This window comes from Xylanimonas oleitrophica (genome assembly GCF_003244315.1).
GTDB lineage: Bacteria > Actinomycetota > Actinomycetes > Actinomycetales > Cellulomonadaceae > Xylanimonas_A > Xylanimonas_A oleitrophica.
The window spans coordinates 303,765-325,165 of sequence record NZ_QKWH01000003.1 but is presented as its reverse complement, the minus strand read 5'-3'; the positions used below and the strand labels follow the sequence as shown (position 1 = coordinate 325,165).

19 protein-coding genes and 1 pseudogene are annotated in these 21,401 nt (G+C 74.6%); 15 read left to right on the top strand and 5 right to left on the bottom strand.

From position 1 onward, the window contains the following. Window positions 1–86 precede the first annotated feature (86 nt). On the bottom strand, window positions 87–1,427 hold the full coding sequence (locus DNL40_RS07180) for a mannitol dehydrogenase family protein (RefSeq protein ID WP_245885733.1): 1,341 nt from the start codon (window positions 1,425–1,427) through the stop codon (window positions 87–89). A gap of 141 nt (window positions 1,428–1,568) precedes the next feature. Here DNL40_RS07180 and DNL40_RS07175 point away from each other — a divergent pair, with 141 nt between their 5' ends. Further along, window positions 1,569–2,402 (top strand): alpha/beta fold hydrolase, encoded by an 834-nt coding sequence (locus DNL40_RS07175; RefSeq protein WP_111250542.1) that lies wholly within the window; start codon window positions 1,569–1,571, stop codon window positions 2,400–2,402. Then, complete coding sequence (locus tag DNL40_RS07170) at window positions 2,399–3,076, top strand: esterase/lipase family protein (RefSeq protein ID WP_179950982.1); 678 nt, start codon at window positions 2,399–2,401, stop codon at window positions 3,074–3,076. The genes DNL40_RS07175 and DNL40_RS07170 overlap by 4 nt, the downstream gene beginning before the upstream one ends. A gap of 46 nt (window positions 3,077–3,122) precedes the next feature. On the opposite strand, the gene DNL40_RS07165 is transcribed toward DNL40_RS07170, so the two are convergent. Next, the gene (locus DNL40_RS07165) at window positions 3,123–3,869 is read right to left on the bottom strand and encodes a ZIP family metal transporter (protein WP_111250540.1); all 747 of its coding nucleotides are present in this window, start codon (window positions 3,867–3,869) and stop codon (window positions 3,123–3,125) included. 159 nt (window positions 3,870–4,028) lie between these two features. Between DNL40_RS07165 and DNL40_RS07160 the strand changes: the two genes are divergently transcribed. From DNL40_RS07160 to DNL40_RS07130, 7 genes are all read left to right on the top strand, one after another. Continuing rightward, window positions 4,029–4,370, top strand: a complete 342-nt coding sequence (locus DNL40_RS07160; protein WP_111250539.1) for a cupin domain-containing protein — start codon at window positions 4,029–4,031, stop codon at window positions 4,368–4,370. Between the two features lie 114 nt (window positions 4,371–4,484). Next, window positions 4,485–4,922: a ScoMcrA-related endonuclease gene (locus DNL40_RS07155; RefSeq protein ID WP_111250538.1), complete on the top strand. Its 438-nt coding sequence runs from the start codon at window positions 4,485–4,487 to the stop codon at window positions 4,920–4,922. Window positions 4,923–5,049: 127 nt separating this feature from the next. Beyond that, entirely contained in the window at window positions 5,050–5,478 is a 429-nt protein-coding gene (locus DNL40_RS07150; RefSeq protein ID WP_111250537.1) for a ChaB family protein, read from the top strand. Next, a complete protein-coding gene (locus DNL40_RS07145; RefSeq protein ID WP_179950981.1) occupies window positions 5,475–5,726 on the top strand; it encodes a DUF2188 domain-containing protein in 252 nt (83 codons plus the stop codon). The genes DNL40_RS07150 and DNL40_RS07145 overlap by 4 nt, the downstream gene beginning before the upstream one ends. A gap of 250 nt (window positions 5,727–5,976) precedes the next feature. Continuing rightward, the gene (locus tag DNL40_RS07140; RefSeq protein ID WP_111250587.1) at window positions 5,977–7,014 is read left to right on the top strand and encodes an iron-containing redox enzyme family protein; all 1,038 of its coding nucleotides are present in this window, start codon (window positions 5,977–5,979) and stop codon (window positions 7,012–7,014) included. Between the two features lie 10 nt (window positions 7,015–7,024). Next, window positions 7,025–8,125 carry a glycosyltransferase family 2 protein gene (locus DNL40_RS07135; protein ID WP_111250536.1) on the top strand — a complete coding sequence of 367 codons (1,101 nt, stop codon included), beginning with the start codon at window positions 7,025–7,027 and terminating at the stop codon, window positions 8,123–8,125. Next, window positions 8,122–8,355, top strand: coding sequence for a CDGSH iron-sulfur domain-containing protein (locus DNL40_RS07130; protein WP_111250535.1), 234 nt, complete (start codon window positions 8,122–8,124; stop codon window positions 8,353–8,355). Before DNL40_RS07135 ends, DNL40_RS07130 begins: the two co-directional genes overlap by 4 nt. A gap of 5 nt (window positions 8,356–8,360) precedes the next feature. On the opposite strand, the gene DNL40_RS07125 is transcribed toward DNL40_RS07130, so the two are convergent. After that, window positions 8,361–8,864, bottom strand: coding sequence for a metallophosphoesterase family protein (locus DNL40_RS07125; protein WP_111250534.1), 504 nt, complete (start codon window positions 8,862–8,864; stop codon window positions 8,361–8,363). Window positions 8,865–8,917: 53 nt separating this feature from the next. Here DNL40_RS07125 and DNL40_RS07120 point away from each other — a divergent pair, with 53 nt between their 5' ends. Further along, on the top strand, window positions 8,918–9,400 hold the full coding sequence (locus DNL40_RS07120; protein ID WP_245885732.1) for a DUF2243 domain-containing protein: 483 nt from the start codon (window positions 8,918–8,920) through the stop codon (window positions 9,398–9,400). Continuing rightward, window positions 9,301–10,218, top strand: a pseudogene (locus DNL40_RS16730) (cytochrome c oxidase assembly protein); the annotation flags it as partial. The gene DNL40_RS07120 and the pseudogene DNL40_RS16730, both read left to right, overlap by 100 nt. Before the next feature lie 77 nt (window positions 10,219–10,295). On the opposite strand, the gene DNL40_RS07110 reads toward DNL40_RS16730, so the two are convergent. Further along, on the bottom strand, window positions 10,296–12,896 hold the full coding sequence (locus DNL40_RS07110) for an ABC transporter permease (RefSeq protein WP_111250533.1): 2,601 nt from the start codon (window positions 12,894–12,896) through the stop codon (window positions 10,296–10,298). After that, on the bottom strand, window positions 12,896–13,693 hold the full coding sequence (locus DNL40_RS07105; protein WP_111250532.1) for an ABC transporter ATP-binding protein: 798 nt from the start codon (window positions 13,691–13,693) through the stop codon (window positions 12,896–12,898). The genes DNL40_RS07110 and DNL40_RS07105 overlap by 1 nt, the downstream gene beginning before the upstream one ends. A gap of 402 nt (window positions 13,694–14,095) precedes the next feature. On the opposite strand from DNL40_RS07105, the gene DNL40_RS07100 reads away from it, so the two are divergent. From DNL40_RS07100 to DNL40_RS07085, 4 genes are all read left to right on the top strand, one after another. Beyond that, entirely contained in the window at window positions 14,096–17,131 is a 3,036-nt protein-coding gene (locus tag DNL40_RS07100; protein WP_111250531.1) for a glycoside hydrolase family 3 protein, read from the top strand. A 67-nt stretch (window positions 17,132–17,198) separates the two neighbouring features. Next, complete coding sequence (locus tag DNL40_RS07095) at window positions 17,199–19,616, top strand: glycoside hydrolase family 3 C-terminal domain-containing protein (RefSeq protein ID WP_111250530.1); 2,418 nt, start codon at window positions 17,199–17,201, stop codon at window positions 19,614–19,616. Window positions 19,617–19,704: 88 nt separating this feature from the next. Next, the gene (locus DNL40_RS07090) at window positions 19,705–20,349 is read left to right on the top strand and encodes a hypothetical protein (RefSeq protein WP_111250529.1); all 645 of its coding nucleotides are present in this window, start codon (window positions 19,705–19,707) and stop codon (window positions 20,347–20,349) included. A 6-nt stretch (window positions 20,350–20,355) separates the two neighbouring features. After that, window positions 20,356–21,399, top strand: coding sequence for a glycosyltransferase family 2 protein (locus tag DNL40_RS07085; RefSeq protein ID WP_111250528.1), 1,044 nt, complete (start codon window positions 20,356–20,358; stop codon window positions 21,397–21,399). Window positions 21,400–21,401 lie beyond the last annotated feature (2 nt).

The following is a 21,401-nucleotide window of genomic DNA, read 5'->3' as shown; positions in this document are numbered from 1 at the left end:
GTGGGATTCCACGTCTTAACTCTGCCGGGGCACCAGGTCGTCGGATCGTGACTCAGCCCGGCCCAGCCCGGCCCCGCGGCGGGCGGTCAGGCGACGGGAGCGCCCACCAGCGACTCGACGAGGGCGACGAACTGCTCGTCCTGGGCGAGGGCGGGGTCGAGACGCTCCAGCACGTCCACGGCGGGCTCGCCCTGCCGCTCGACCCAGGCTGCCACCGGAACGGCGCAGGCCGAGGCGTCCCGCCCGGCTGCCCGCTCGGCGACGGCCACGGGCACGATGCGGTAGACGAGCTTCTTGTCGGTGTCGAGCAGGATCTGCTCCAGCAGGTGCTCGATGCGCGAGTTCTCGAACCGTTCCACCAGGGCGGCGCGGTAGGCGGGCAGGTCGAGCCCCTCGGCTGGCAGGTGCCGCTGCGCCTCGTCCCACAGCCGCTCGACGGCGGCCCGCAGGGCGGGGTCGCCGATCGCCTGCGCCACCGTGGTGTGCCCGCGGGCCGGGCCGAGCAGGGCGAGCAGGGTGTGCGCCCCGTTGAGCAGCCACAGCTTGCGCCGCTCGAACGGCTCGACGTCTGCCACGAACCGTGCGCCGGCCTGCTCCCAGGCCGGGCGGCCTGCGGGGAAGTCGCCCGAGAGGACCCAGTCGGTGAACGGCTCGGTGATCACGGGCGCCGCGTCGTCGAACCCGGTGCTCTGCCGCACCAGCTCGCGGTCGGCGTCGGTGGTGCGGGGGGTGATGCGGTCCACCGAGGTGGACACGCACGAGACGTCGGAGGCGAACCACGCCTCCGTCTCGGGGCCGACCTCGGCGGCCAGCCGCAGGAGCACGGCGCGCACGAGCCTCCCGTTGGAGGCCAGGTTGTCGCACGGCACGACGGCGATCGGGGCGCCACCGGCCCGACGGCGTGCCTCCAGGCCCACCACCAGCCGGCCCAGGGCGGTCACGGCAGCGGGAGCGTGCGCCGCCAGGTCGCCGTCCGGGAGGGCGCGGAGCAGCGCGACGTCGGCGGCCACCGCGGGGTCGGTCAGGTCGGGGCCGCCGTCGGCGGCGAGCCGGTAGCCCGCCTCGGTGATCGTCAGGGTCACCACGGCGGTCTCGGGGTGGGCGAGCAGCGCGACGAGGCGGTCGACGCGGGCGCCGTCCCACGCCTCGACGATGCTGCGCACCACGCGCACGCCGTCTCCACCGCCCCCGCGCTCGACCAGGGTGAACAGCCCGTCCTGCGGCCCGAGCTCCTCGGCCGCCGCGGGGCTGCGGCCGGTGAAGGCGGCGATGCCCCACTCGCCGGCGGCGTCCACGACGTCGGTGTACCAGGCCTGGTGCGCACGGTGGAAGGCCCCGAGGCCGAGGTGGACGATGCGGGCCGGTGCCGGCCCCCTCCCGTCTCCCGGGTGCGTGCTGCGGTTGAGCGGGCGGACGTGACTGTTCACGATGGCGCTGTCCTCCGTCGGACGGCCCGGCGACGTCGCCGGGGCACGAGCTGGCGAGCCGAGGCTATCCGAGACAGGCCCCGGCGGGGTATCGGTCCGCTCACACGGGCGTGCGCGCGCCGTCTGCCCCATCCTGTCGGGATGCCGGACCGCCCCCTGCCCGAGACCCGCCGCACCACGACCGACGGCCTGACCGTCGTCGGGCACGTCACCTCAGCCGCCCCCTCGAAGGTGCCGCCCCCGCACCAGGACGCACCCCGGAGCGAGACCGCCGCACCCGCCGCACCCGCCGTGGTGCTCGTGCACGGCCTCGGGTCGTCCGCACGCGCCTACCGCCACCTGGTGGGACCGCTGTCGCAGGACGCCGAGGTGCACGCCGTCGACCTGCCCGGGTTCGGGGCCTCGCCCCGGCCCCGCCGGGACGTCACCGTCGCCGCGCACGCCGCAGCCCTGGCCGCGTACCTGCGCCAGCACGTCGGCGGACGGCCGCGACCGGTCGTGGTGGGGCACTCCATGGGCGCCCAGGTGGTGGGCCAGCTGCTCGCCGACCACCCGGACGCCGTCGGCGCCGGCGTGCTGCTCGGCCCGACGTCGGACCCGCGCGCCCGCACGCTCCCCCAGCAGGCGCTGCGCCTGGGCCTCGACGCCCTCGGGGAGGCGCCCGGCGCCGTCGGCAACCTCCTGGTCGACACCCTGGTGCGCTCCGGCCCGCCGTACTACGTGGCACAGCTGCGGCACGTCGTCGAGCACCACCTGGAGCAGGTGCTGCCACGCGTCGAGGTGCCCGTCGTCGTCGTGCGGGGCGACCGCGACCCCGTGGCACCGTCGTCGTGGACGGCGCTCCTGGCCGCGAGCGCCCCCCGCGGGATCTCGCGCACCGTGCGGGGCCGTCACCACGCGATGGACCAGGACCCGTGGGGGCTGGCCGCCGTGGTGCGGGAGGCCGCGCGGCTCGCCCGCCAGGAGGTGCCGTGACCGCGTCCCGCCTGCGGGCGTGGGCAGCCGACTACCTGTGGGCGCTGGACCGTCAGGCACGGGCCCTGCGCCGCCGGCGCCCGCTGCCGAGCGGCCCTGGCGGGCGGGCCCCGGTGGTGCTGCTGCCGGGCGTGTACGAGACGTGGGAGTTCCTGCGGCCCGTGGCGACGGCGCTCGCCGCCGCCGGCCACCCCGTGCACCCGGTGCGGGCGCTGCGCCACAACCGGCGGCCCGTCGCCGAGGCCGCCGAGGTGGCGGCCGGATACCTGGAGGATGCCGACCTGCACGGTGCGGTGCTCGTGGCGCACAGCAAGGGCGGCCTGGTGGGCAAGCACGTCATGCTGTCCGCCGCCGGCACCCGCGTGGCCGGCATGGTCACGGTGGCCACCCCGTTCGCCGGCTCACGGTGGGCCCGCTACATGGTGGGTCGCGGCCTGCGCTCGTTCTCCCCGGACGACCCGGGGCTCCTGGCGCTCGCGGCGCAGGACGAGGTCAACCCGCGGATCACGGCCGTGTACCCGCGCTTCGACCCGCACATCCCCCAGACGGTGCACCTGCCGGGCGGGCGGAACGTGGAGGTGGCCCTGGACGGCCACTTCCGGCCGCTGGGACAGCCCGCGCTGGTGCGGCTGGTGGTGGCGGAGGTCGATCGCATCGAGGACGCCTCGCGCTGAGCCGCGGCTGCGCGGCCGGGCGGCAGGGGGCACGAGCGGGCACCGGTCAGGCACGGTCGATGACGAAGGCGCTGAGGAAGCCGAGCGCCATGACCAGCCCTGTGAGCAGGTGAGCCCGCTCGAACGCCTCGGGGATCATCGTGTCGGCGAGCATGGCGAGGATGGCCCCGGCCGCCACCGCCGTGATGGCGGCGACGGCCTGCGGCGGGGCACCCTCCAGGAGCAGGGCACCGAGGAGTCCCGCGAGGCCGCTGGCCACGGCGATGCCGGCCCAGACACCGAACACGTAGCGGGCCGAGCGGCCCGCCTGCTTCATGCCGGCCGCGCTGGACAGCCCCTCGGGCAGGTTGGAGATGAACACGGCGGCCAGGACCCCGACGCCCACGCCGCCCCCGCCGAGCAGAGAGGCCCCCAGCACCACCGACTCCGGCACGCCGTCCAGCAGCGCACCCAGGGCGATCGCCGTACCGCTGCCCGCGGCCTGCTGCTCCGAGGGCTGGCCCGTGGAACGCTTGCGGTGACGCGCCCCGCGGCGGGCGAGCACCAGGTCGGCCAGGACGTACACGACCGCACCGCCCAGGAATCCCAGCACTGTGGCCGGCAGACCGCCGGTGCGCTCCGCCTCGTCGACGAGCTCGAACGCGAGCGCCGAGACGAGCACGCCGGCACCGAACGCCATGACGCCGGCGACCACCCGCTGCGGCACGCGGACGAACCAGGCGACGGCGGCGCCGACCACCAGCGCCAGGCCACCGACCAGCGCCCACGCCCCCGCCTCGAGCCACACCGGCATGCGCCCCGCCCCTCTCGTCGTCCGCGTGCGCCACCTGCCTGGCGACGCTAGGCCGGGGCGCCGGCCCGCGCACCCAGGCCGGCGCCCCGCGTGCCTGCACGTGGCCCGGATGGCACGGTGGGGGCGCACAGGAGCGACGACGAGAGGACCTGCCGGCGCATGACCGACATCGACCTGCTGACCGAGGCGCACCTTTCCAGGGCCCGTACCGCGGAGAACGGCCGCTCCACCGAGATCGTCGTCCATGACGGCCCGCTGCGGCAGTCGATCATCGCGCTGGTGGCGGGCGTGGAGCTCGGGGAGCACAACTCCCCGCCGGCGGCGTCGGTGCAGGTGCTGCACGGGCGGGTGCGGGTGACGGCGCTGGAGGGCGACGAGGAGCTCGACGCCGGCCAGCTGCGGGTGCTCACGCACCGGCGTCACGCCGTGACGGCGCTCACCGACGCCGCGTTCCTGCTGACCACGGTGACGGGCATCCCGGGGCGCGACAGCAACGAGTAGGGCGCCTCTGCCCGGCTGCTGCGCGGCTGCTGCCCGGCCGCTGCCGCCGGGGGTGTGAGGTTCCTCGCGGGCCCGGCGGCCGGGGGCGGCCACGAGCGCGACTACCCTCGTGCCGTGGCTACGTTCTCCTCCGTCACCCGGCAGCACGTCCTCCAGGCGATCGCGGAGCACGACGACCGCGGCGCCGAGTCCTTCCTCGGCGTCTACGGCTTCGCGCCGTCCGGGCACACCGTGCGCCACGAGGGCTCCACGTACGACTCGCGCGCCATCCTGGGCGTCGCGCACCGGTACGCCACCGGCCGCGCGGCCACCGCCCAGGAGGTGGACAACAGCCCGCTGGGCGCCGACGTCCTGCTGAGCAAGCGCGGGTTCGAGGTCTCCGGCCCGGCCACCGCTGCCGCCAAGGGTGCTGCGAAGGCCCCCGCCCGCCGCCGCACCCCGTCCACGACGGCGGCCCCGCGCCGTCAGGCCGTGCCCGAGCGGGTCGAGGTCATCTGCCCCACCTGCGCGATGACGCTGCCGGCCACGGGCATCTGCGACGACTGCGGCTGAGCCGCCCGGCACCGCCCCGCCGCCCCCGCCGTCTCCAGCGCTCGGCGCTCGGCGCTCGGCGTGCGCCGTCCGCCCTGCGAGCCCGCCCCGTCAGGGGCACGGTGGGTGAGACGGAAGGAGGCACCCGATGCCGAAGACCACCAGGAGCGGCAAGCCCCGCGAGGACGAGCTGCCCTCGACGCTGCAGCGCTCGGACGACAAGGCGCAGCGGACGTTCGCCAAGGCGTACGACTCGGCGATGGACGAGTACGGCGACGAGGAGCGTGCGCACCGCGTCGCCTACTCCGCGCTGAAGCACACCCACGAGAAGGTGGGTGACCGCTGGGAGGCCAAGGACGAGGCAGGCCCCTCGGACCGGCAGGCCGAGGGCGGCGCGGGCACGGACCGCGAGACGGCGGGCGGCGTGGACGCCAACGCCTCCAAGGAGCACCTGTACGACGTGGCGAAGCGGCTCGACGTGCCGGGCCGTTCCTCGATGTCGAAGGACGAGCTGGTCGACGCGATCGGCAAGGCCAACGACAAGGAGTCGCGCCGCTCGCGGGAGAAGGGCTCGTGAACGACGCCGGCTACCCCGTCGACGGGGACGTGCGCACGGTGCCGCGGGACGGCGCGTGGGTCAACGAGGTGCGCGGCCACGTGGTGGGCGGGTCGTTCGCCACGCTCGAGGACGCCGTCGAGGCGGGCCGTGCCGAGGCCGCGCAGCGCGGGGTGGCCCACCATGTCGAGGACGAGTCGGCCGTGTACGGCACGAGCGCCCGCGGCGGCCTGAGGGGTCAGGGCCTGGCGCACGACGGCGAGGCCTGACCCGGTTCCTCGCGGGCGCTGCTGGTCACCGGGCGAGCGGGACCGACCTGCCGCAGCATGACCGGGCACCACAGCAGCCGGCGTCCGCGAGGGCGCCTGGGCGGACCTCTCCGCCCCGTGACCGGGAGACCTCATGACCACCACGTCCCTGCCTGCCAACCCTGTCCCGCACCCTGTCCCCCAACCGGCGCCGCACGCCCTGCGGCCGAAGACCTCGGCCTCGGACGCCCCGCACGGGCCGACCGGCCGCATGCCGGCGCCGGCGCCGCGCGGCCCGGTGAGCGAGGCCCTGCTGGGGGCGCTGCGGGCGGGCGGCCCGGACGACGCGCTCCTGGCCCCGGTCACGGGCGCGCTGGCGCAGGCGGGACTCGAGGGCCCTGAGGCGGTGGAGGCGGTGCTGTCCGAGGACGTCCAGCTCGCTCTGCTGGTGATGTACGAGCTGCACTACCGGGGTGTCGACGGCGTGGACGACGCGTGGGAGTGGCACCCGGGGCTCCTGGCGCTGCGGGCACGCGTGGAGCGGCCCTTCGAGGCGTCGCTGCGGGCACGCGTGCCCCAGCCCGCCTGTGAGGCGACCGACGCCGCGGGGGTGGCCGAGCGGCTGTTCGCGCTGGCGGCGCAGGACGACGGCCCGAGCCTGTCGCGGTACGTGGCCAAGAAGGCCGACGCCGAGCAGGCGCGCGAGCTCCTGGCCCTCAAGTCGGTGTACCAGCTCAAGGAGGCCGACCCGCACACGTGGGCCATCCCGCGGCTGTCGGGGGCGCCCAAGGCGGCGCTGGTGGAGATCCAGGCGGACGAGTACGGCGGCGGTCAGGCCGGGCGCATGCACGCCGAGCTGTTCGCCCGGGCGATGCGCGGGGTGGGGCTGGAGGACTGCTACGGCCGGTACGTCGACGCGGTGCCTGCCGTCTCCCTGGTGGCCGTCAACACGATGTCGCTGCTGGGGCTGCACCGCCGGCTGCGCGGCGCGATCGTGGGCCACCTGGCCGCGTTCGAGATGACGTCGTCGATCCCCAGCCGCCTGTACGGCAACGGGTTCCGCCGTCTGGGCCACGACGAGGGCACCACGTGGTACTTCGACGAGCACGTCGAGGCCGACGCCGTGCACGAGCAGATCGCGGGCCGCGACCTGGCCGGCCGCCTGGCCGAGGAGGAGCCAGGGCTGCGTGACGACGTGCTGTGGGGCGCGGCGGTGTGCCTCGCCGTCGAGGGCGACGTCGCCGCCTGGGTGCTGGAGCGGTGGCAGCGCGGCGCCAGCGCCCTGCGCGTCCCGCTCGCCGGCGCGTGAGGAGGACACCGTGCTGCCCGACGCCGTCTACCTGCTGCCGCTGCGACGCACCGCGCTCGAGACCGACGTCGCCGAGCTCGGTGCCTACCTGGCCCAGGTGGCCGACGTGCTGCCCGTGGTGGTGGCCGACGGCTCCCCTCCGTCGGTGCGTGCCGCGCACGCCGCCGTCTGGGGGCCGCGTGTCCGCGTGGTGCCGGTGCCCGCCCCGCTGCCCGGCGCCAACGGCAAGGTCGTGGGCGTGCTCGCCGGCCTGGCCGCCACCACCGCCGAGCACGTCGTCGTGGCGGACGACGACGTGCGTCACGACGGCGAGACGCTGCGGCGCGCGGTGGCGCTCCTGGCCTGCGCCGACGCCGTCGTGCCGCAGAACGTCTACGACCCGCTGCCCTGGCAGGCACGCTGGGACACCTCTCGCAGCCTGCTCAACCGCGCCCTCGGCAGCGACTACCCCGGCACCCTCGCGTTCCGGCGCAGCGCCCTGGGGCCCGGCGGCTACGACCCCCGGGTGCTGTTCGAGAACCTCGAGCTGCTGCGCACCGTCACCGCGCGCGGCGGGCGGGTGCACCACGCCCTGGACCTGTACGTGACCCGGCGGCCGCCCACCGTGCGCAAGGCGGCCGAGCAGCGGGTGCGCCAGGCGTACGACTCGTTCGCCCAGCCGGGCCGCCTCGCCGTCGAGCTCTCGATCCTTCCCGTGCTCGCCGCCGCTCTGGCACGACCGGCGCCCGGCCGGCCCCGCACCACCGTGCCCGCGCTGCTCGCCCTCACCGCCGTCGTCCTCGCCGAGGCCGGGCGCCGGCGCGCCGGCGGACGCTCCCGCTTCCCCGCCACCGCCGCCCTCTGGGCGCCGCTGTGGGTGGCCGAGCGTGCCGTCTGCTCCTGGCTCGCCCTCGGGTGGCGCCTGCGCGGCGGGGTCCCCTACGCCGGCACCCGTCTGCGCACGGCCGCCCACAGCGTCCATCACCTCCGTCGGCTGCACCGCGGCGCGCCCGCACCACGGCACCGCCCCGACCGGAGCCCGGATCACGAACCGGACCACCAGCCCGACGATCGCCCCGGCGATCATCCCGACGGTCACCCCGACAGTCACCCCGACCAGGAGGCAGCATGACCGACGAGCGCACCCCGCAGGTCACCGTCACCGCCTGCCCCGACGGCCCGCTCCTCGTGCGCGGACCCGCCACCATCCTCGACGCCGACGGCCGCCCCGTGCCCCGCCGCCGCGCCACCGTGGCCCTGTGCCGCTGCGGCGGCACCGCCGTCCCGCCCTGGTGCGACGGCACCCACAAGGTCAACGGCTACCGCTCCGGGCCCGAGCCGCAGGACGGCAGCCTCTCGTGAACGGCTCAGCGCGCCACCGGCACCAGCACGACGTCGTGCAGCCGGCCGTCCGTGACCGTCACCGTCATCACCGTCCCCACCGGCTGCCGGCGACGGTCCGTCGGCGAGCCGGGGTTCAGCAGCCGCATCCCGGCCGGCGAGACCGTGTCCCACGGGATGTGGCTGTGCCCGAACACGAGCAGGTCCGTCTCGGGGAACGCCGCGTCAGCACGGAGCTCGCGGCCCTGCTTGGGCCCCGTCTCGTGCACGACGGCGACCCGCAGGCCCTCGATCGTGGTGCGGGCCACCTCGCCGAACCGTGCGTGGAGCTGCGGGCCGTCGTTGTTGCCGGCCACCCCGACCAGGCAGGCGGCGCGGGCCTCGACCGCGTCGGCGATCTCCGGGGTGGTCCAGTCCCCTGCGTGCACCACGACATCGGCAGCCTCGATGGCGTGCCAGACCTGCGGGGGCAGGTCGCGCGCCCGGGTGGGGACGTGGGTGTCGCTCAGCAGGAGGAGTCGCGTGGGCACCCGGCCACCCTAGGAGCACCGCACCCCACCGACCCGTCCTGGGGAGGGCGAGCGTGACGGCGCCGGGACGGCCTCCGCTCGAGCGGCGCCGGTCGGTCCTGGTCGCCGCGATGATCGGTGTGGGCGTCATGGCGGCGGTGGACGAGATCGTCTTCCACCAGCTGCTGGGCTGGCACTCGTTCTACGACCGCTCCACCCCTGCCGTCGGGCTCGTCTCGGACGGGCTGCTGCACGCGGCCGAGCTCGTCCTGATCGTCGCCGGGTTCTTCCTCTTCGCCGACCTGCGCCACCGCCACGTCCTCGCCCCACGCTCGGCCTGGGCCGGCGCGTTCCTCGGGCTCGGCGGGTTCCAGCTCTTCGACGGCGTCGTGGACCACAAGGTGCTGCGGGTCCACCAGATCCGGTACGACGTCGACCTGCTGCCCTACGACCTGGCGTGGAACGGCGCCGCGCTGGTGCTGCTGGCCGTCGGGGTGGTCCTGGCGGTGCGCAGCCGGCACGAGGGCGCCGCTGCCGGGTCTGCGCCGGCACCGTGAGCACCGCGGGCTGGGAGCCGCTCGCCCTGCGCGCGGCGCACCCGGGAGGCCATGGGCACCACCCGGGGTCCTCGGCTACCGCCCTCCCCGCCGAGGTCCTGGCCTGGCTGCCGGCTGTCGTCACCCTGGTGCTCCTCGTGGGGGCGTACGCCGTGGGCCTCGTGCGACGGCGGGGCGCCCTGGGCCGCCCGTGGAGCGGCTGGCGCACCGCCGCCTGGTGCGCGGGCGCGCTGCTGCTCGCCGTCGCGGTCAGCCCGCCGCTCGTCTCCACGGCCCACGCCGACCCCGCCGGCCACATGGTCCAGCACCTGCTGCTGGGCATGTACGCCCCGCTCGGGCTGGTCCTGGCCGCCCCGGTGACCCTGCTGCTGGGGGCAGCGAGCCCGGCCTGGCGGCGCCGCACCGCGCGGCTGCTGGGGTCACGGCCGGTGCACGTGCTGTCGCACCCCGTCACCGCCGGGCTGCTGACCTCGGGCGGCCTCGCCGTCCTCTATCTCACGAGCCTGTACGCGGCGTCGCTCCACCGTCCCTGGCTGCACGCGCTCGTCAGCGTGCACTTCGTGGCGTCCGGCTGCCTGTTCGCCTCGGCCGTGGCCGGCCCCGACCCGGTGCCGCGGCGCCCTTCCACGGCCACGCGCGCCGTCGTGCTCGTGCTCACGGCCGCGGCGCACGCCGTCCTGGCCAAGTGGCTCTACGCCCACGCCGGCACGCTGCCGCCCGGTGCCGGTCACACACCGGCGGCGACCGAGCGCGCCGCGCAGTGGATGTACTACGGCGGCGACGTCGCCGAGGTGCTCCTGGCCTGCGCGCTGTTCGCCGGCTGGCGGCGTGCGCGGCGTCACGGGGCCAGGCGGACGGGACGTGCCGGGCCCGGCGGACCGGGCCCGGCACCGTCTCACTCGACCCGCACCGACCGCAGCACCGGCAGCCGGGCGGCCCGCACGGCGGGCCACAGCGCGGCCAGCACCCCCACCAGGGCTGCCACGGCAAGCATCACGCCCACCTGCCCGGCCGGGACGACGAGCTCGGTCATGCCCTCGTCCTCGAACACGTAGCGGGTCGCGGCGGCGGCCCCCACGCCGACGCCCAGCCCCACCACGGTGCCGAGCACCGTGGTCAGCACGGACTCGACCACGGTGGTGCCGGCGAGCTGGAGGCGGCTGAGACCCACGGCCCGCTGCAGGCCGATCTCCCGGGTCCGCTCCATGACGGACAGCGCGAGGGTGTTGACGATGCCGAGCACCGCGATGACCACCGAGAGGGCCAGCAGCGCGTAGAGGACGGCGAGCACCTGGTCCACCTGACGGGCGAGGTCGGCGGCCAGGTCGTCCTTGTCCTGCACGGAGGCGACGAGGTAGGGGCGCACGGCGTCCACGAGCCCGGCCCGCACGTCGGCGACGTCGGCGCCGGGCGCCACGGTCACGAACAGCATGTTCACGTACTGGGCCTGCCCGGGCACCACGTCGTCGAACACGTCTCCGTCGACGACCACCTCGGCGCCCAGGCCGCAGGTCGGGTAGATCCCGCCGACGGGGACGGAGCGTGTGGCCGTGGTGCCGTCCGCAGACGGCGCGACGGCGCGGAACGTGAGGGTGGAGCCGAGCTGCCACCCGTGCTCCTGGGCCGCGGCCTCGGACACCAGCGCCTGGCCGCGGTCGGTGGCGGTCAGGTCGCCCGCCACCGGCTCGGCCGCCATGAGGCGGTCGAACAGCCTGTCGGCCGTCACGAGCTCGGTGTACCGAGGGCCCGCCCCGGCGTCGGCGTCGGCGTCGGCGTCGGCGTCGGACGAGACGAGCACGGGTCCCACGATCAGCGGCACGCTCGCGGCGACGCCGTCGACCTGTCCGGCCGCCGTGGCGGCACCGGTGGGCACGACGCCCTGGGCGCCGCTGACCACCAGGTCGGTGCGCACGGAGTCCTCGACCACGGCCGCGAGCGACGCCTGGGTCGAGGCCGCGACCGTGGCGGCCGCGCCCACCAGCGCCATGCCCACCACGAGCGCGCTGGTGGTGGCCGCCGCTCGGCGTGGCGCGCGCGCCACGTTCTCGCGGGCCAGGGCGACCACCGGCCGCCCGGCCCGCACGAACGGCCATGCCAGGGCACGGGCCACCGGGGCCACGAGCACCGGCCCGAGCACCAGGACGCCGACCAGCAGCGCCCCGGCGCTCACGCCCAGCACCGTCTCCCCCACCCGCAGGTGCGGGGCCGCCGCCAGCCCGGCGACCCCCAGAGCGCTGAGGGCACCCCCCAGCGCGGCGCGCAGCCGCAGCGGCCGCTCCGAGCGGCCGGCGTGGTCGGTCATCGCGTCGAGCGGCGGGATCTTCGCCGCGCGGCGGGCAGGCACCGCGGCGGCCAGCACGCTGACCCCCACGCCCGTCACCAGGGCGAGGACCACGACGCCGGTCGTCACGGGCACCGAGCCGCCGAGCTCCATCCCGATCCCCACGAGCACCCGCCGCAGGACCTGGACCAGGCCGGCGCCGGCCACCGCACCGAGCACCGACCCCACGAGCCCGACGATCGCGGCCTGGCCCACCACGGAGCCGAACACCTGCACGGGCGATGCCCCCAGGGCGCGCATCACGGCGATCTCTCGCAGGCGCTGGCGCACCGACATGGCGAACGTGTTGGCGATGATGAACCCGCCCACGAACAGGGCCACCAGGGCGAAGGCGAGCAAGAACGCCCCGATGAAGCCGACCTGCTCGTCGACGGCCCGGGTGGCCTCGGCGCGCACGTCGGCGCCGGTGGCCACCTCGACGTCCCCGGCTCCGCCTGCGGCGGCCAGGTGCGCCCGGACGGCGTCGGCGAGCGCCTCCTCGGAGATGCCCGGCTCGCCGTGGACCGCGACGGCTCCCACGGTGGCGTCGGGCGCGAACAGGTCTCGTGCGGTGTCGGGCTCGAAGCCGACGATGACGGCCCCGGAGACGGGTGCGCCGAAGCGCATCTCGCCCACGACCGTGACGTCGTGCAGCTCGCCCCCGGCGACGACACGGGTGGTGTCCCCCACTGCGAGGCCGGCACGGTCCAGGCCGGAGGTCTCGACGATCACCTCGTCGGGGCCCTGCGGCAGCCGTCCGGCTCCGACCTGGACGAGCGGGTCGCGCGGGTCGGCGGACAGCCCGAGGCTCGGCGCACCGGTGGTGGCGACGGCGGTGCCGTCGGCGCCGACGAGGACGACGTCGCCCTGGACGTCCGGCAGCGCGACGGAGACACCTGGAGCCGCCGCGGCGTCGTCGGCCAGGGCGAGGGGGACGGCGGCCCGTGCCGCCGTCCCGGGGACGGGGCCCGAGGACGCTCCGTCCCCGAGCTCGGGGCCGCGGACGTAGGCGTCGGCGGCCATCGAGGAGCCCACGATGTCGTGGAACGTGTCCGCGAGCACGGTGCGCAGGGCGAACGTGCCCGTGACGAACGCGACGCCGAGGACGACGGCGAGCAGCGACATGGCGAAGCGCACGGGGTGCTCGACGACCCCGCGCCAGGTGACCTTGAGCATCAGCGCACGCCTCCCGCACCGGCGGGCACCTGCGGGGCCGACAGGGTGCGCAGGGCCTCGATGACCGAGTCGGCCGTGGGCGCCTCGAGGTCGCGCACGAACCGGCCGTCGGCCAGGAACAGGACGCGGTCGGCGTAGGCGGCGGTGGCCGGGTCGTGGGTGACCATCACGACCGACTGGCCGAGGCGGTCCACGGAGCGGCGCAGGAACCCGAGCACCTCGGCGGAGCTCACGGAGTCGAGGTTGCCGGTGGGCTCGTCGGCGAACACGACGGAGGGGCGCGTGATCAGGGCGCGGGCGCAGGCCACGCGCTGCTGCTGGCCGCCCGACAGCTCGGCGGGCCGGTGGTCGAGGCGGTGGCCGAGGCCGACGGCATCCACGACCTCCTCGAACCAGTCCTCGTCGAGCCGTCCGCGGGCGAGGTCGACGGGAAGGGTGATGTTCTCCCGGGCCGTGAGGGTGGGCACCAGGTTGAACGCCTGGAAGACGAAGCCGAGGCGGGTGCGGCGCAGGCGCGTCAGGTGCTTCTCCGACAGCCCGCCGATCTCCTGCCCGTCGACGACGGCGCGCCCGGAGGTGGGACGGTCGAGACCGGCCATGCAGTGCATGAGGGTGGACTTGCCGGACCCGGAGGGGCCCATGATGGCGGTGAGCGCACCGCGGGCGAAGTCGACGTCCACGTCGTCGAGGGCGACGACGGCCGCGGGGCCGTCGCCGTAGACCTTGCGCAGGCCGCGTGCGGAGGCGATGGGGCTCGCGGGGCGCGGGGCCGAGGGTGCAGGCGTTGCGTGGGACATGGAGGTGCTCCTGGTCTGGGCGACGGTTCGCGGCGAGCGTCCCACCGGCGCCGGCCCCGAGGACACGAGGTGTCTCCCTGAGAAAACCCTGGTTCGGCCCTGACTCCTCTCAGGTCGTCCCCTGCGCTCGACCCTGGACCGCGGGTGTGCGACCGCTCACGGCGGGTCCGTCGTCGGCCGCGCCGGACGACAGATCGTGCACGCCTCGTGACAGGTTGTGCGCAGCGAGCCCGGCCGCACCACGCCGGGTGCTTGGCTGCCCTCAAGCTCGACGCTCGGGAGCACCCCTGCCGAGCAGAGAACGGAGGGCGCCGCAACAGCGCGGGGCGCCTCCACCCACCATCGTCGATGGGTCAGCGCACGGACGCCCGGGCGCACCCCGTTCGCAAGGAGCAACGCGCAGTGAGCACACGCACGGCAAAGCCGCCGATGTCGAACAGGAAGTTCCTGGCCGTCTGGGTCCCGGTCCTGTCCTTCGTCCTCGTCCTGGCCGTGGGCGCCAACATCGCCCTCGGCATCTTCAGCAACTGGGTCTCCTCCCAGCTCGGCACGGGCACCTACACGCTCACCAACACCGAGGACGCCGAGGGGTGGGACACCACCTACAACGAGGCCGACCACGCCACCCTGGAGGAGACCGAGGCCGCGGCCGAGGCCCTCGTCGAGGAGATCGCCGCCGAGGGCATCGTGCTCCTGAAGAACACGGCCGGCGCCCTACCCCTGACGGCCGACGCCCCGCGGGTCACCCTGCTGGGCCGCGGCGCGGCCGACCCGGTCTACGGCGGCGCCGGCTCGGGCTCGGTGGACACCTCGTCCGCGGTCGACTTCCGGTCCGGCCTGCAGAACGCCGGCATCGAGGTCAACGAGACCGTGTACTCGCTCCTGGACGCCTTCGCGCAGGAGGCGCCGCGCGCCGACATCGTGATGGACAAGCCGGAGGAGTCCCGCTACGACGTCGGTGAGATGCCCGTTGCGCAGTACTCCGACGAGGCCCGCGCGAGCTTCGCGGACTACGCCGACGCGGCCGTGGTCGTGATCGGCCGCGGTGGCGGCGAGGGCGGCGACCTCGCCCAGGACATGACGGGCTGGGACGACAACTACGTGGACGGCCAGCACCAGCTCGAGCTCAACAAGGACGAGCTCGACACGATCGCCCTGGCCAAGGAGAGCTTCGAGACCGTCGTGGTGGTCGTCAACGCCTCCACGAGCATGGAGCTCGGCACCGTCCAGCACGACGCCGGCGTGGACGCCGTCCTGCAGGTGGGCTCGCCCGGCCAGTCCGGGCTCAACGCGCTCGGCCGCATCCTGACCGGTGACGTCAACCCCTCGGGCCGCACCGTGGACCTGTACGCCGCGGACTTCACGCAGGACCCGACCTTCGTCAACTTCGGCAGCTTCGCCTACTCGAACATCTCCGGCCTGTGGTCGGACGGCTCGCTCGGCGTGGACGGCAACGGCTACTTCGTCCACTACGAGGAGGGCATCTACGTCGGCTACCGGTACTACGAGACCGCGGCCGTCGAGGGCTTCATCGACTACGACCAGGCCGTCGTCTACCCGTTCGGGCACGGCCTGAGCTACACCACGTTCGACTGGGCCGTCGCGGGCACCCAGCTCGGCGACGTCGACGGCGAGATCAGCGTCGACGTGCAGGTGACCAACACCGGCGCCGTCGCGGGCAAGGACGTCGTCCAGCTCTACTACTCCGCGCCGTACACCCCCGGCGGCATCGAGAAGTCCTCGGTGGTTCTCGGCGACTTCGCCAAGACGGGCCTGCTGGCGCCGGGCGAGTCCGAGACGGTCACGCTGACGCTGCCCGTCGAGGAGATGGCCTCCTACGACTACCGCGGCGACCGGGCCTACGTGCTGGAGCAGGGCACCTACGAGCTGCGCGTGCAGACCGACTCCCACTCCCTCAAGGCCGGCGTCGCGCCGATCCCCTACACGGTCGAGAGCACCGTCGTCTACTCCGGTGACGACCACCGCGCCTCCGACCAGGCCCCGGTGACCAACCAGTTCGACGACGTCAGCGCCGCGTTCGTGGACGCGCCGCAGGACGGCAAGATCCTCAACATGTCGCGGGCCGACTTCGCCGGCACGTTCCCCACGGCCCCGACCGCCGCCGACGCCACCGCCTCCCCCGAGGTCGTCGCCGCGTTCGGCGAGTACGACGCCGCGGCGGCCGCCGCCCAGTCCGACGCCACCATGCCGGCCACCGGCCAGGACGGCGACCTCGGCCTGATCGACGTGCGCGGCCTGGAGTACGACGACCCCCGGTGGGACGCCCTGCTCGACCAGCTCACCGTCGGCGAGATGACCAACGTCATCCTCAACGGCGCCTACAACACCGGCGCGATCAACTCGATCGCCAAGGAGGTCACGGGCGACTACGACGGCCCGGCCGGCTTCAGCTCGTTCATCAACGACGCCGTCTCCGGCATGGCCTACCCGTCCGCGGTGCTCGTCGCGCAGACGTGGAGCAAGGACCTGGCGCACGACATGGGCGTGTCGATCGGCAACGAGGCGATCTTCCTCGGGGCGTCCGGCTGGTACGCCCCGGCGATGAACCTGCACCGCTCGCCGTTCGCGGGCCGCAACTTCGAGTACTACTCGGAGGACGGCGTGCTCTCCGGCAAGATCGGCGCGGCCGTTGTCAGCGGTGCCGCCAGCAAGGGCGTGTACTCCTACGTCAAGCACTACGCCCTCAACGACCAGGAGACCAACCGCGTCAACAACGGCGTGGCCACCTGGGCCAACGAGCAGGCCATCCGCGAGCTGTACCTGAAGCCGTTCGAGATCACGGTCAAGACGGCTTCGGCGCCGATGCGCTACATCGCCGACGACCAGGGCACCGTGGCGGAGAAGGAGATCGGCGCGACCGCGATCATGAGCTCCTTCAACCGGGTCGGCGCCACCTGGGCGGGCGGCTCCGTGCCGCTCATGGACACCGTGCTCCGTGACGAGTGGGGCTTCCGCGGCATCGTCATCACGGACTTCAACCTGTACGGGTACATGTACCCCGACCAGGGCATCAAGGCCGGCTCGGACCTGATGCTGACGTTCCAGCCGATGAAGTCGCTCGCGGACACCACGAGCGCCGAGGGCGTCAGCAACATCCGCAAGGCGACGCACAACATCCTGTTCGCCGTCGCCAACTCCAACGCCATGAACGGCGTCGCCACCGGTGCCGAGATCAGCTACACCCCGCCGACCTGGCGGTTCGTGCAGATCGCGGTCGACGTGCTGCTCGGCCTGCTGCTCGCTGCGGCCGTGGTGTGGGTGGTGCGGCGCGTGCGCCGTCACCGGTCCGCCGAGGCCGCGCAGGCGGAGGCCGACGAGGCCCTCGAGACCGGTGCCGCCGAGCAGGGCGCTGCGGAGCAGGAGACCGAGGGCGCCGGCGCGCCCGAGGACGACGACCGCACCTCGCCCCGCGCGTGACCCCTGGTGCTGGGCCGGCCCGCGGGCCGGCCCAGCACCTCCCCGACCGCAGGAAGCAGCACCTCGCATGACCCACCCGATGACACCCCTGGAGAAGGCGGCGCTGCTCAGCGGCGCCACCACGTTCGAGACGCGGGCCCTCGCCCACGCCGGCATCCGCTCGCTCTTCCTGTCGGACGGCCCGCACGGCATCCGCAAGCAGGTCGGGGCCTCCGACCACCTGGGCATCGCAGAGTCGGCGCCCGCCACCTGCTTCCCCACGGCCGCGTCCGTGGCCAACAGCTGGGACCTGGACCTGGCCCGGCGCATCGGCGAGGCCCTCGGGGCGGAGGCCGACGCGCAGGGGGTCGACGTCGTCCTCGGCCCCGGCCTGAACATCAAGCGCAGCCCGCTGTGCGGCCGCAACTTCGAGTACTTCTCCGAGGACCCGCACCTGTCCGGCCGGCTGGCCGCCGCCTACGTGCGCGGCATCCAGTCTCGCGGCGTGGCCGCGTGCCCCAAGCACTTCGCGGCCAACAGCCAGGAGCTGCGCCGCATGACGAGCGACTCGGTGGTCGACGAGCGCACGCTGCGCGAGATCTACCTCACCGGCTTCGAGATCGTGGTGCGCGAGGCCGCCCCCTGGGCGGTCATGTCCAGCTACAACAAGGTCAACGGCACCTACGCCCACGAGAACCCGTTCCTGCTGCAGCAGGTGCTGCGCGACGAGTGGGGCTTCGACGGTGCTGTCGTCTCCGACTGGGGCGGCGGGAACGACCCGGTCGCCGCCGTCCGTGCCGGTGGCACCCTGGAGATGCCCTCCCCCGGTCTCGACTCCGCCCGGCGCATCGTCGCGGCGATGGCGGACGGCGAGCTGGCGGAGGCCGACGTCGACGCCCGCGTGGCCGAGATGGTGCGGCTCGCCGAGCGCGTGGGGAGCCGCAGCGGCACCCCGGCCGACGCCGACGCCCACCACCGCCTGGCCCGCGAGGCGGCGGCCGCGAGCGCCGTCCTGCTCAAGAACGACGACGCCGTGCTGCCGCTGGCGCCCGGTACCCGGGTGGCCGTGGTGGGCGACTTCGCTCGCACCCCGCGCTACCAGGGCGCGGGCTCCTCGCTGGTCAACCCGACCCGGCTGCCCTCGGCGCTGGACGCGCTCGCCGGGACGGACCTCACCGAGGTGGGCTTCGCGCAGGGGTTCGTCCGTGGCGGCGCGCCCGACCCGGCGCTCGTGGACCAGGCGGTGCGGCTGGCGCACGAGGCGGAGGTGGTGCTGCTGTACCTGGGCCTCGACGAGGTGAGCGAGTCCGAGGGGCAGGACCGCAGCCACCTGCGCCTGCCGGACGCGCAGGTGCGCCTGCTGGAGGCGCTCGCCGGCACCGGCACCCCGGTGGTCGTGGTCCTCAGCGCCGGGTCCGTGGTCGAGATGCCGTGGCTGGGGCACTGCCGCGCGCTCGTCCACGGCTACCTGGGGGGTCAGGCGGGCGCCGAAGGCGTGCTCGACGTCGTCACGGGCGCGGTCACGCCCGCCGGGCGGCTCGCGGAGACCTACCCCGTGCGCCTGGAGAGCACGCCCGCCCACCGCTACCACCCGAGCGACGCGGACACGGCCGAGTACCGCGAGGGACTGTTCGTGGGCTACCGCTACTACACGTCCGCCGGGGTCCCGGTGCGGTTCCCGTTCGGGTTCGGGTTGAGCTACACCACGTTCGACTACGCCGACCTCGAGGTGCGCGAGGACGGCGTCACGTTCACCGTGACGAACACGGGCGCCGTGGCGGGGGCCGAGGTGCCCCAGCTCTACGTGGGCCGCGCGGGCTCGGACGGCGTCCACCGGCCGGTGCGCGAGCTGCGCGGCTTCGCCAAGGTGCACCTGGCGCCGGGCGAGAGCTCGCGGGTCTCCATCCCCTTCGACGACACGACGTTCCGGCACTTCAGCACCGCCTCCGGGCGCTGGGAGGTCGAGGGCGGCACGTGGCAGGTCATGGTCGCGGCGAGCGCCGAGGACGTCCGGCTCCAGGCCGACCACGTGGTCACCGGTACCGGTCCGGCCGTGGCGGGCGAGCCCGGTCTGCCGCACTACCGGGCGGCGGACGTGACGGACGTGCCGGACGAGGAGTTCGCCGTCCTGCTCGGACGGGATCTGCCGCCGGCGCAGGCGCCGGGCCGGTCCCTGCGCCTCAACGACCCCCTCGGGGCGATGCGCCGGGCACGCAGCCCGCTCGCTCGGGCGGCTCACGCCGTCCTGGCCCGCCTGATCGCCCGGTCGAGCGCCAAGGGCAAGCCGGACCTCAATCTGCTGTTCCTCTACGGGATGCCGTTCCGGGCCATCGCGAAGATGACCAACGGCAGGGTGAGCCTCCAGATGGCCGAGGCGGTGCTGACGATCGTCAACGGGCGGTTCCTGCGCGGCACCGGGGCTCTCGTGTCCGCGGCGGTGCGCTCCGCGCGCGCCGAGCGCCGCGCCCGTGCCGAGCTGGCCGCTCCGACCCGCAGCGAGCCCTAGGCGCCGCTCCCCCCCTGCTCCCCGCCGCGCAGCTCGCGCGGACCTCCCCGCCCGCGGCTGCGCCCACGGGCCCACGAAGAGAGACACGATGTTCCGACGGATCCGCGAGTACTGGGCCGCGTTCGCCGAGCGGCGGCCCGGCACGGCCCAGTTCCTGGTGTTCTTCATGCTGAGCAACGGCGTGACGGTGCTGCAGCTGGCGCTGATGCCTGCCTTCAAGTGGGTCTTCGGCCAGACCGCCCTGGTGGACACCACGTTCCAGGTGCTGCCGGTCGGCTCCAACGTCGACGGGTCGCAGTACTTCGTGTTCGACTACGCCGCGGGCCCGCTGCCGGGCGGCGGCGGGGGCCTGGCGTACTTCCTGGCAGTGCAGGTGACGCTGCTCATCGCGCAGGTGATCAACTTCTTCGCCCAGCGCAACGTGACGTTCAAGTCGAACACGAGCATCTGGCGGGCGGCGTTCTGGTACCTGGTCGCCTACGTCGTGATCACGTTCGCCGCCGCGGCGCTGCAGGGGTTCTACAAGGCTCCCATCTACGATCTCCTCATCGAGGGATGGGGCCTGGGCGGCACCGGCGAGACGATCGCCGACGTCGTCACGATGATCATCAACGCCGCCCTGTCGTTCTGGGTCTTCTTCCCGATCTTCAAGGTGATCTTCAAGCGTGTTCCCGAGACCGACGAGCCCGGCCCCGTGCCGCCGGCGCCGACCGCTCCCGAGCGGCTCGGCTGAGCGACGATGAACCCTGCCAAGCTGCTGACGGTCGTCGTCCCCAGCTACAACTCCGCCGCCTACCTGCACCGCTGCCTCGACTCCCTCGTGGGGGACGGCACAGACGTGGCCGACGTCGAGGTGCTCATCGTGGACGACGGGTCGTGGGACGAGACGCCCGCGATCGGCGCCCGCTACGCCGAGCGGTACCCGGGGGTGGTGCGGGTCGTCAGCAAGCCCAACGGCGGCCACGGCTCGGCGGTCAACACGGGCGTCGACCACGCCCAGGGGCTGTACCTGAAGGTGGTCGACTCCGACGACTGGCTGGACGCCGCGGCGTTCGCCCGCCTGCGGGAGGCCCTGCGCGGCTTCGCCGGGGACCCGCAGGCCCCGGACATGGTGGTCACCAACTACGTCTACGAGAACGTCGACCGCCGCCGGCGCGCGGCCGTGCGCTACACCGAGGCGCTCGTGCCGGGCCGCACCGTCACGTGGGACCAGGTGGGCCGGTTCCGCAAGTCGCAGTACATGCTGATGCACTCCCTCGTGTACCGCACGGGACTGCTGCGCGAGAGCGGCCTGCGCCTGCCGGAGCACACGTTCTACGTGGACAACCTGTACGCGTTCGTGCCGCTGGTCCACGTGCGCCGGCTGCACTACCTGGACGTGGACCTGTACCGGTACTTCATCGGCCGCTCGGACCAGTCGGTCAACGAGACGGTGATGATCTCCCGGGTCGACCAGCAGCTGCGGGTCAACCGGATGATGATGGAGCACCTGTCGGCGGTGCGCTCCGACCCTCGCGTACCTCGGGCGCTGCGCCGCTACCTGCTGCACTACGTCGGGATCGTGTGCGTGGTCTCGTCCATGCTGCTGATCCGTGCGGGCACGCGGGACGCCATCGCGCAGAAGGACCGGTTCTGGCGCGAGCTGCGCCAGGCGGACGAGGCCCTGTACTGGCGCCTGCGCCTGAGCGTCATGGGCCAGCTGGTGAACCTGCCCGGGCGGCCCGGCCGCGAGGTCTCGGTGCTCGCCTACAAGGCTGCCCAGCGGGCGCTGGGGTTCAACTGAGC

Coding starts and splice junctions, on each gene's coding strand:
- DNL40_RS07085 (WP_111250528.1), top strand. CDS start 20,356: ATGAACCCTGCCAAGCTGCTGACGGTCGTCGTCCCCAGCTACAACTCC.
- DNL40_RS07140 (WP_111250587.1), top strand. CDS start 5,977: ATGCCGGCGCCGGCGCCGCGCGGCCCGGTGAGCGAGGCCCTGCTGGGG.
- DNL40_RS07105 (WP_111250532.1), bottom strand. CDS start 13,693: ATGTCCCACGCAACGCCTGCACCCTCGGCCCCGCGCCCCGCGAGCCCC.
- DNL40_RS07110 (WP_111250533.1), bottom strand. CDS start 12,896: ATGCTCAAGGTCACCTGGCGCGGGGTCGTCGAGCACCCCGTGCGCTTC.
- DNL40_RS07165 (WP_111250540.1), bottom strand. CDS start 3,869: ATGCCGGTGTGGCTCGAGGCGGGGGCGTGGGCGCTGGTCGGTGGCCTG.
- DNL40_RS07175 (WP_111250542.1), top strand. CDS start 1,569: ATGCCGGACCGCCCCCTGCCCGAGACCCGCCGCACCACGACCGACGGC.
- DNL40_RS07090 (WP_111250529.1), top strand. CDS start 19,705: ATGTTCCGACGGATCCGCGAGTACTGGGCCGCGTTCGCCGAGCGGCGG.
- DNL40_RS07150 (WP_111250537.1), top strand. CDS start 5,050: ATGCCGAAGACCACCAGGAGCGGCAAGCCCCGCGAGGACGAGCTGCCC.
- DNL40_RS07130 (WP_111250535.1), top strand. CDS start 8,122: ATGACCGACGAGCGCACCCCGCAGGTCACCGTCACCGCCTGCCCCGAC.
- DNL40_RS07160 (WP_111250539.1), top strand. CDS start 4,029: ATGACCGACATCGACCTGCTGACCGAGGCGCACCTTTCCAGGGCCCGT.
- DNL40_RS07095 (WP_111250530.1), top strand. CDS start 17,199: ATGACCCACCCGATGACACCCCTGGAGAAGGCGGCGCTGCTCAGCGGC.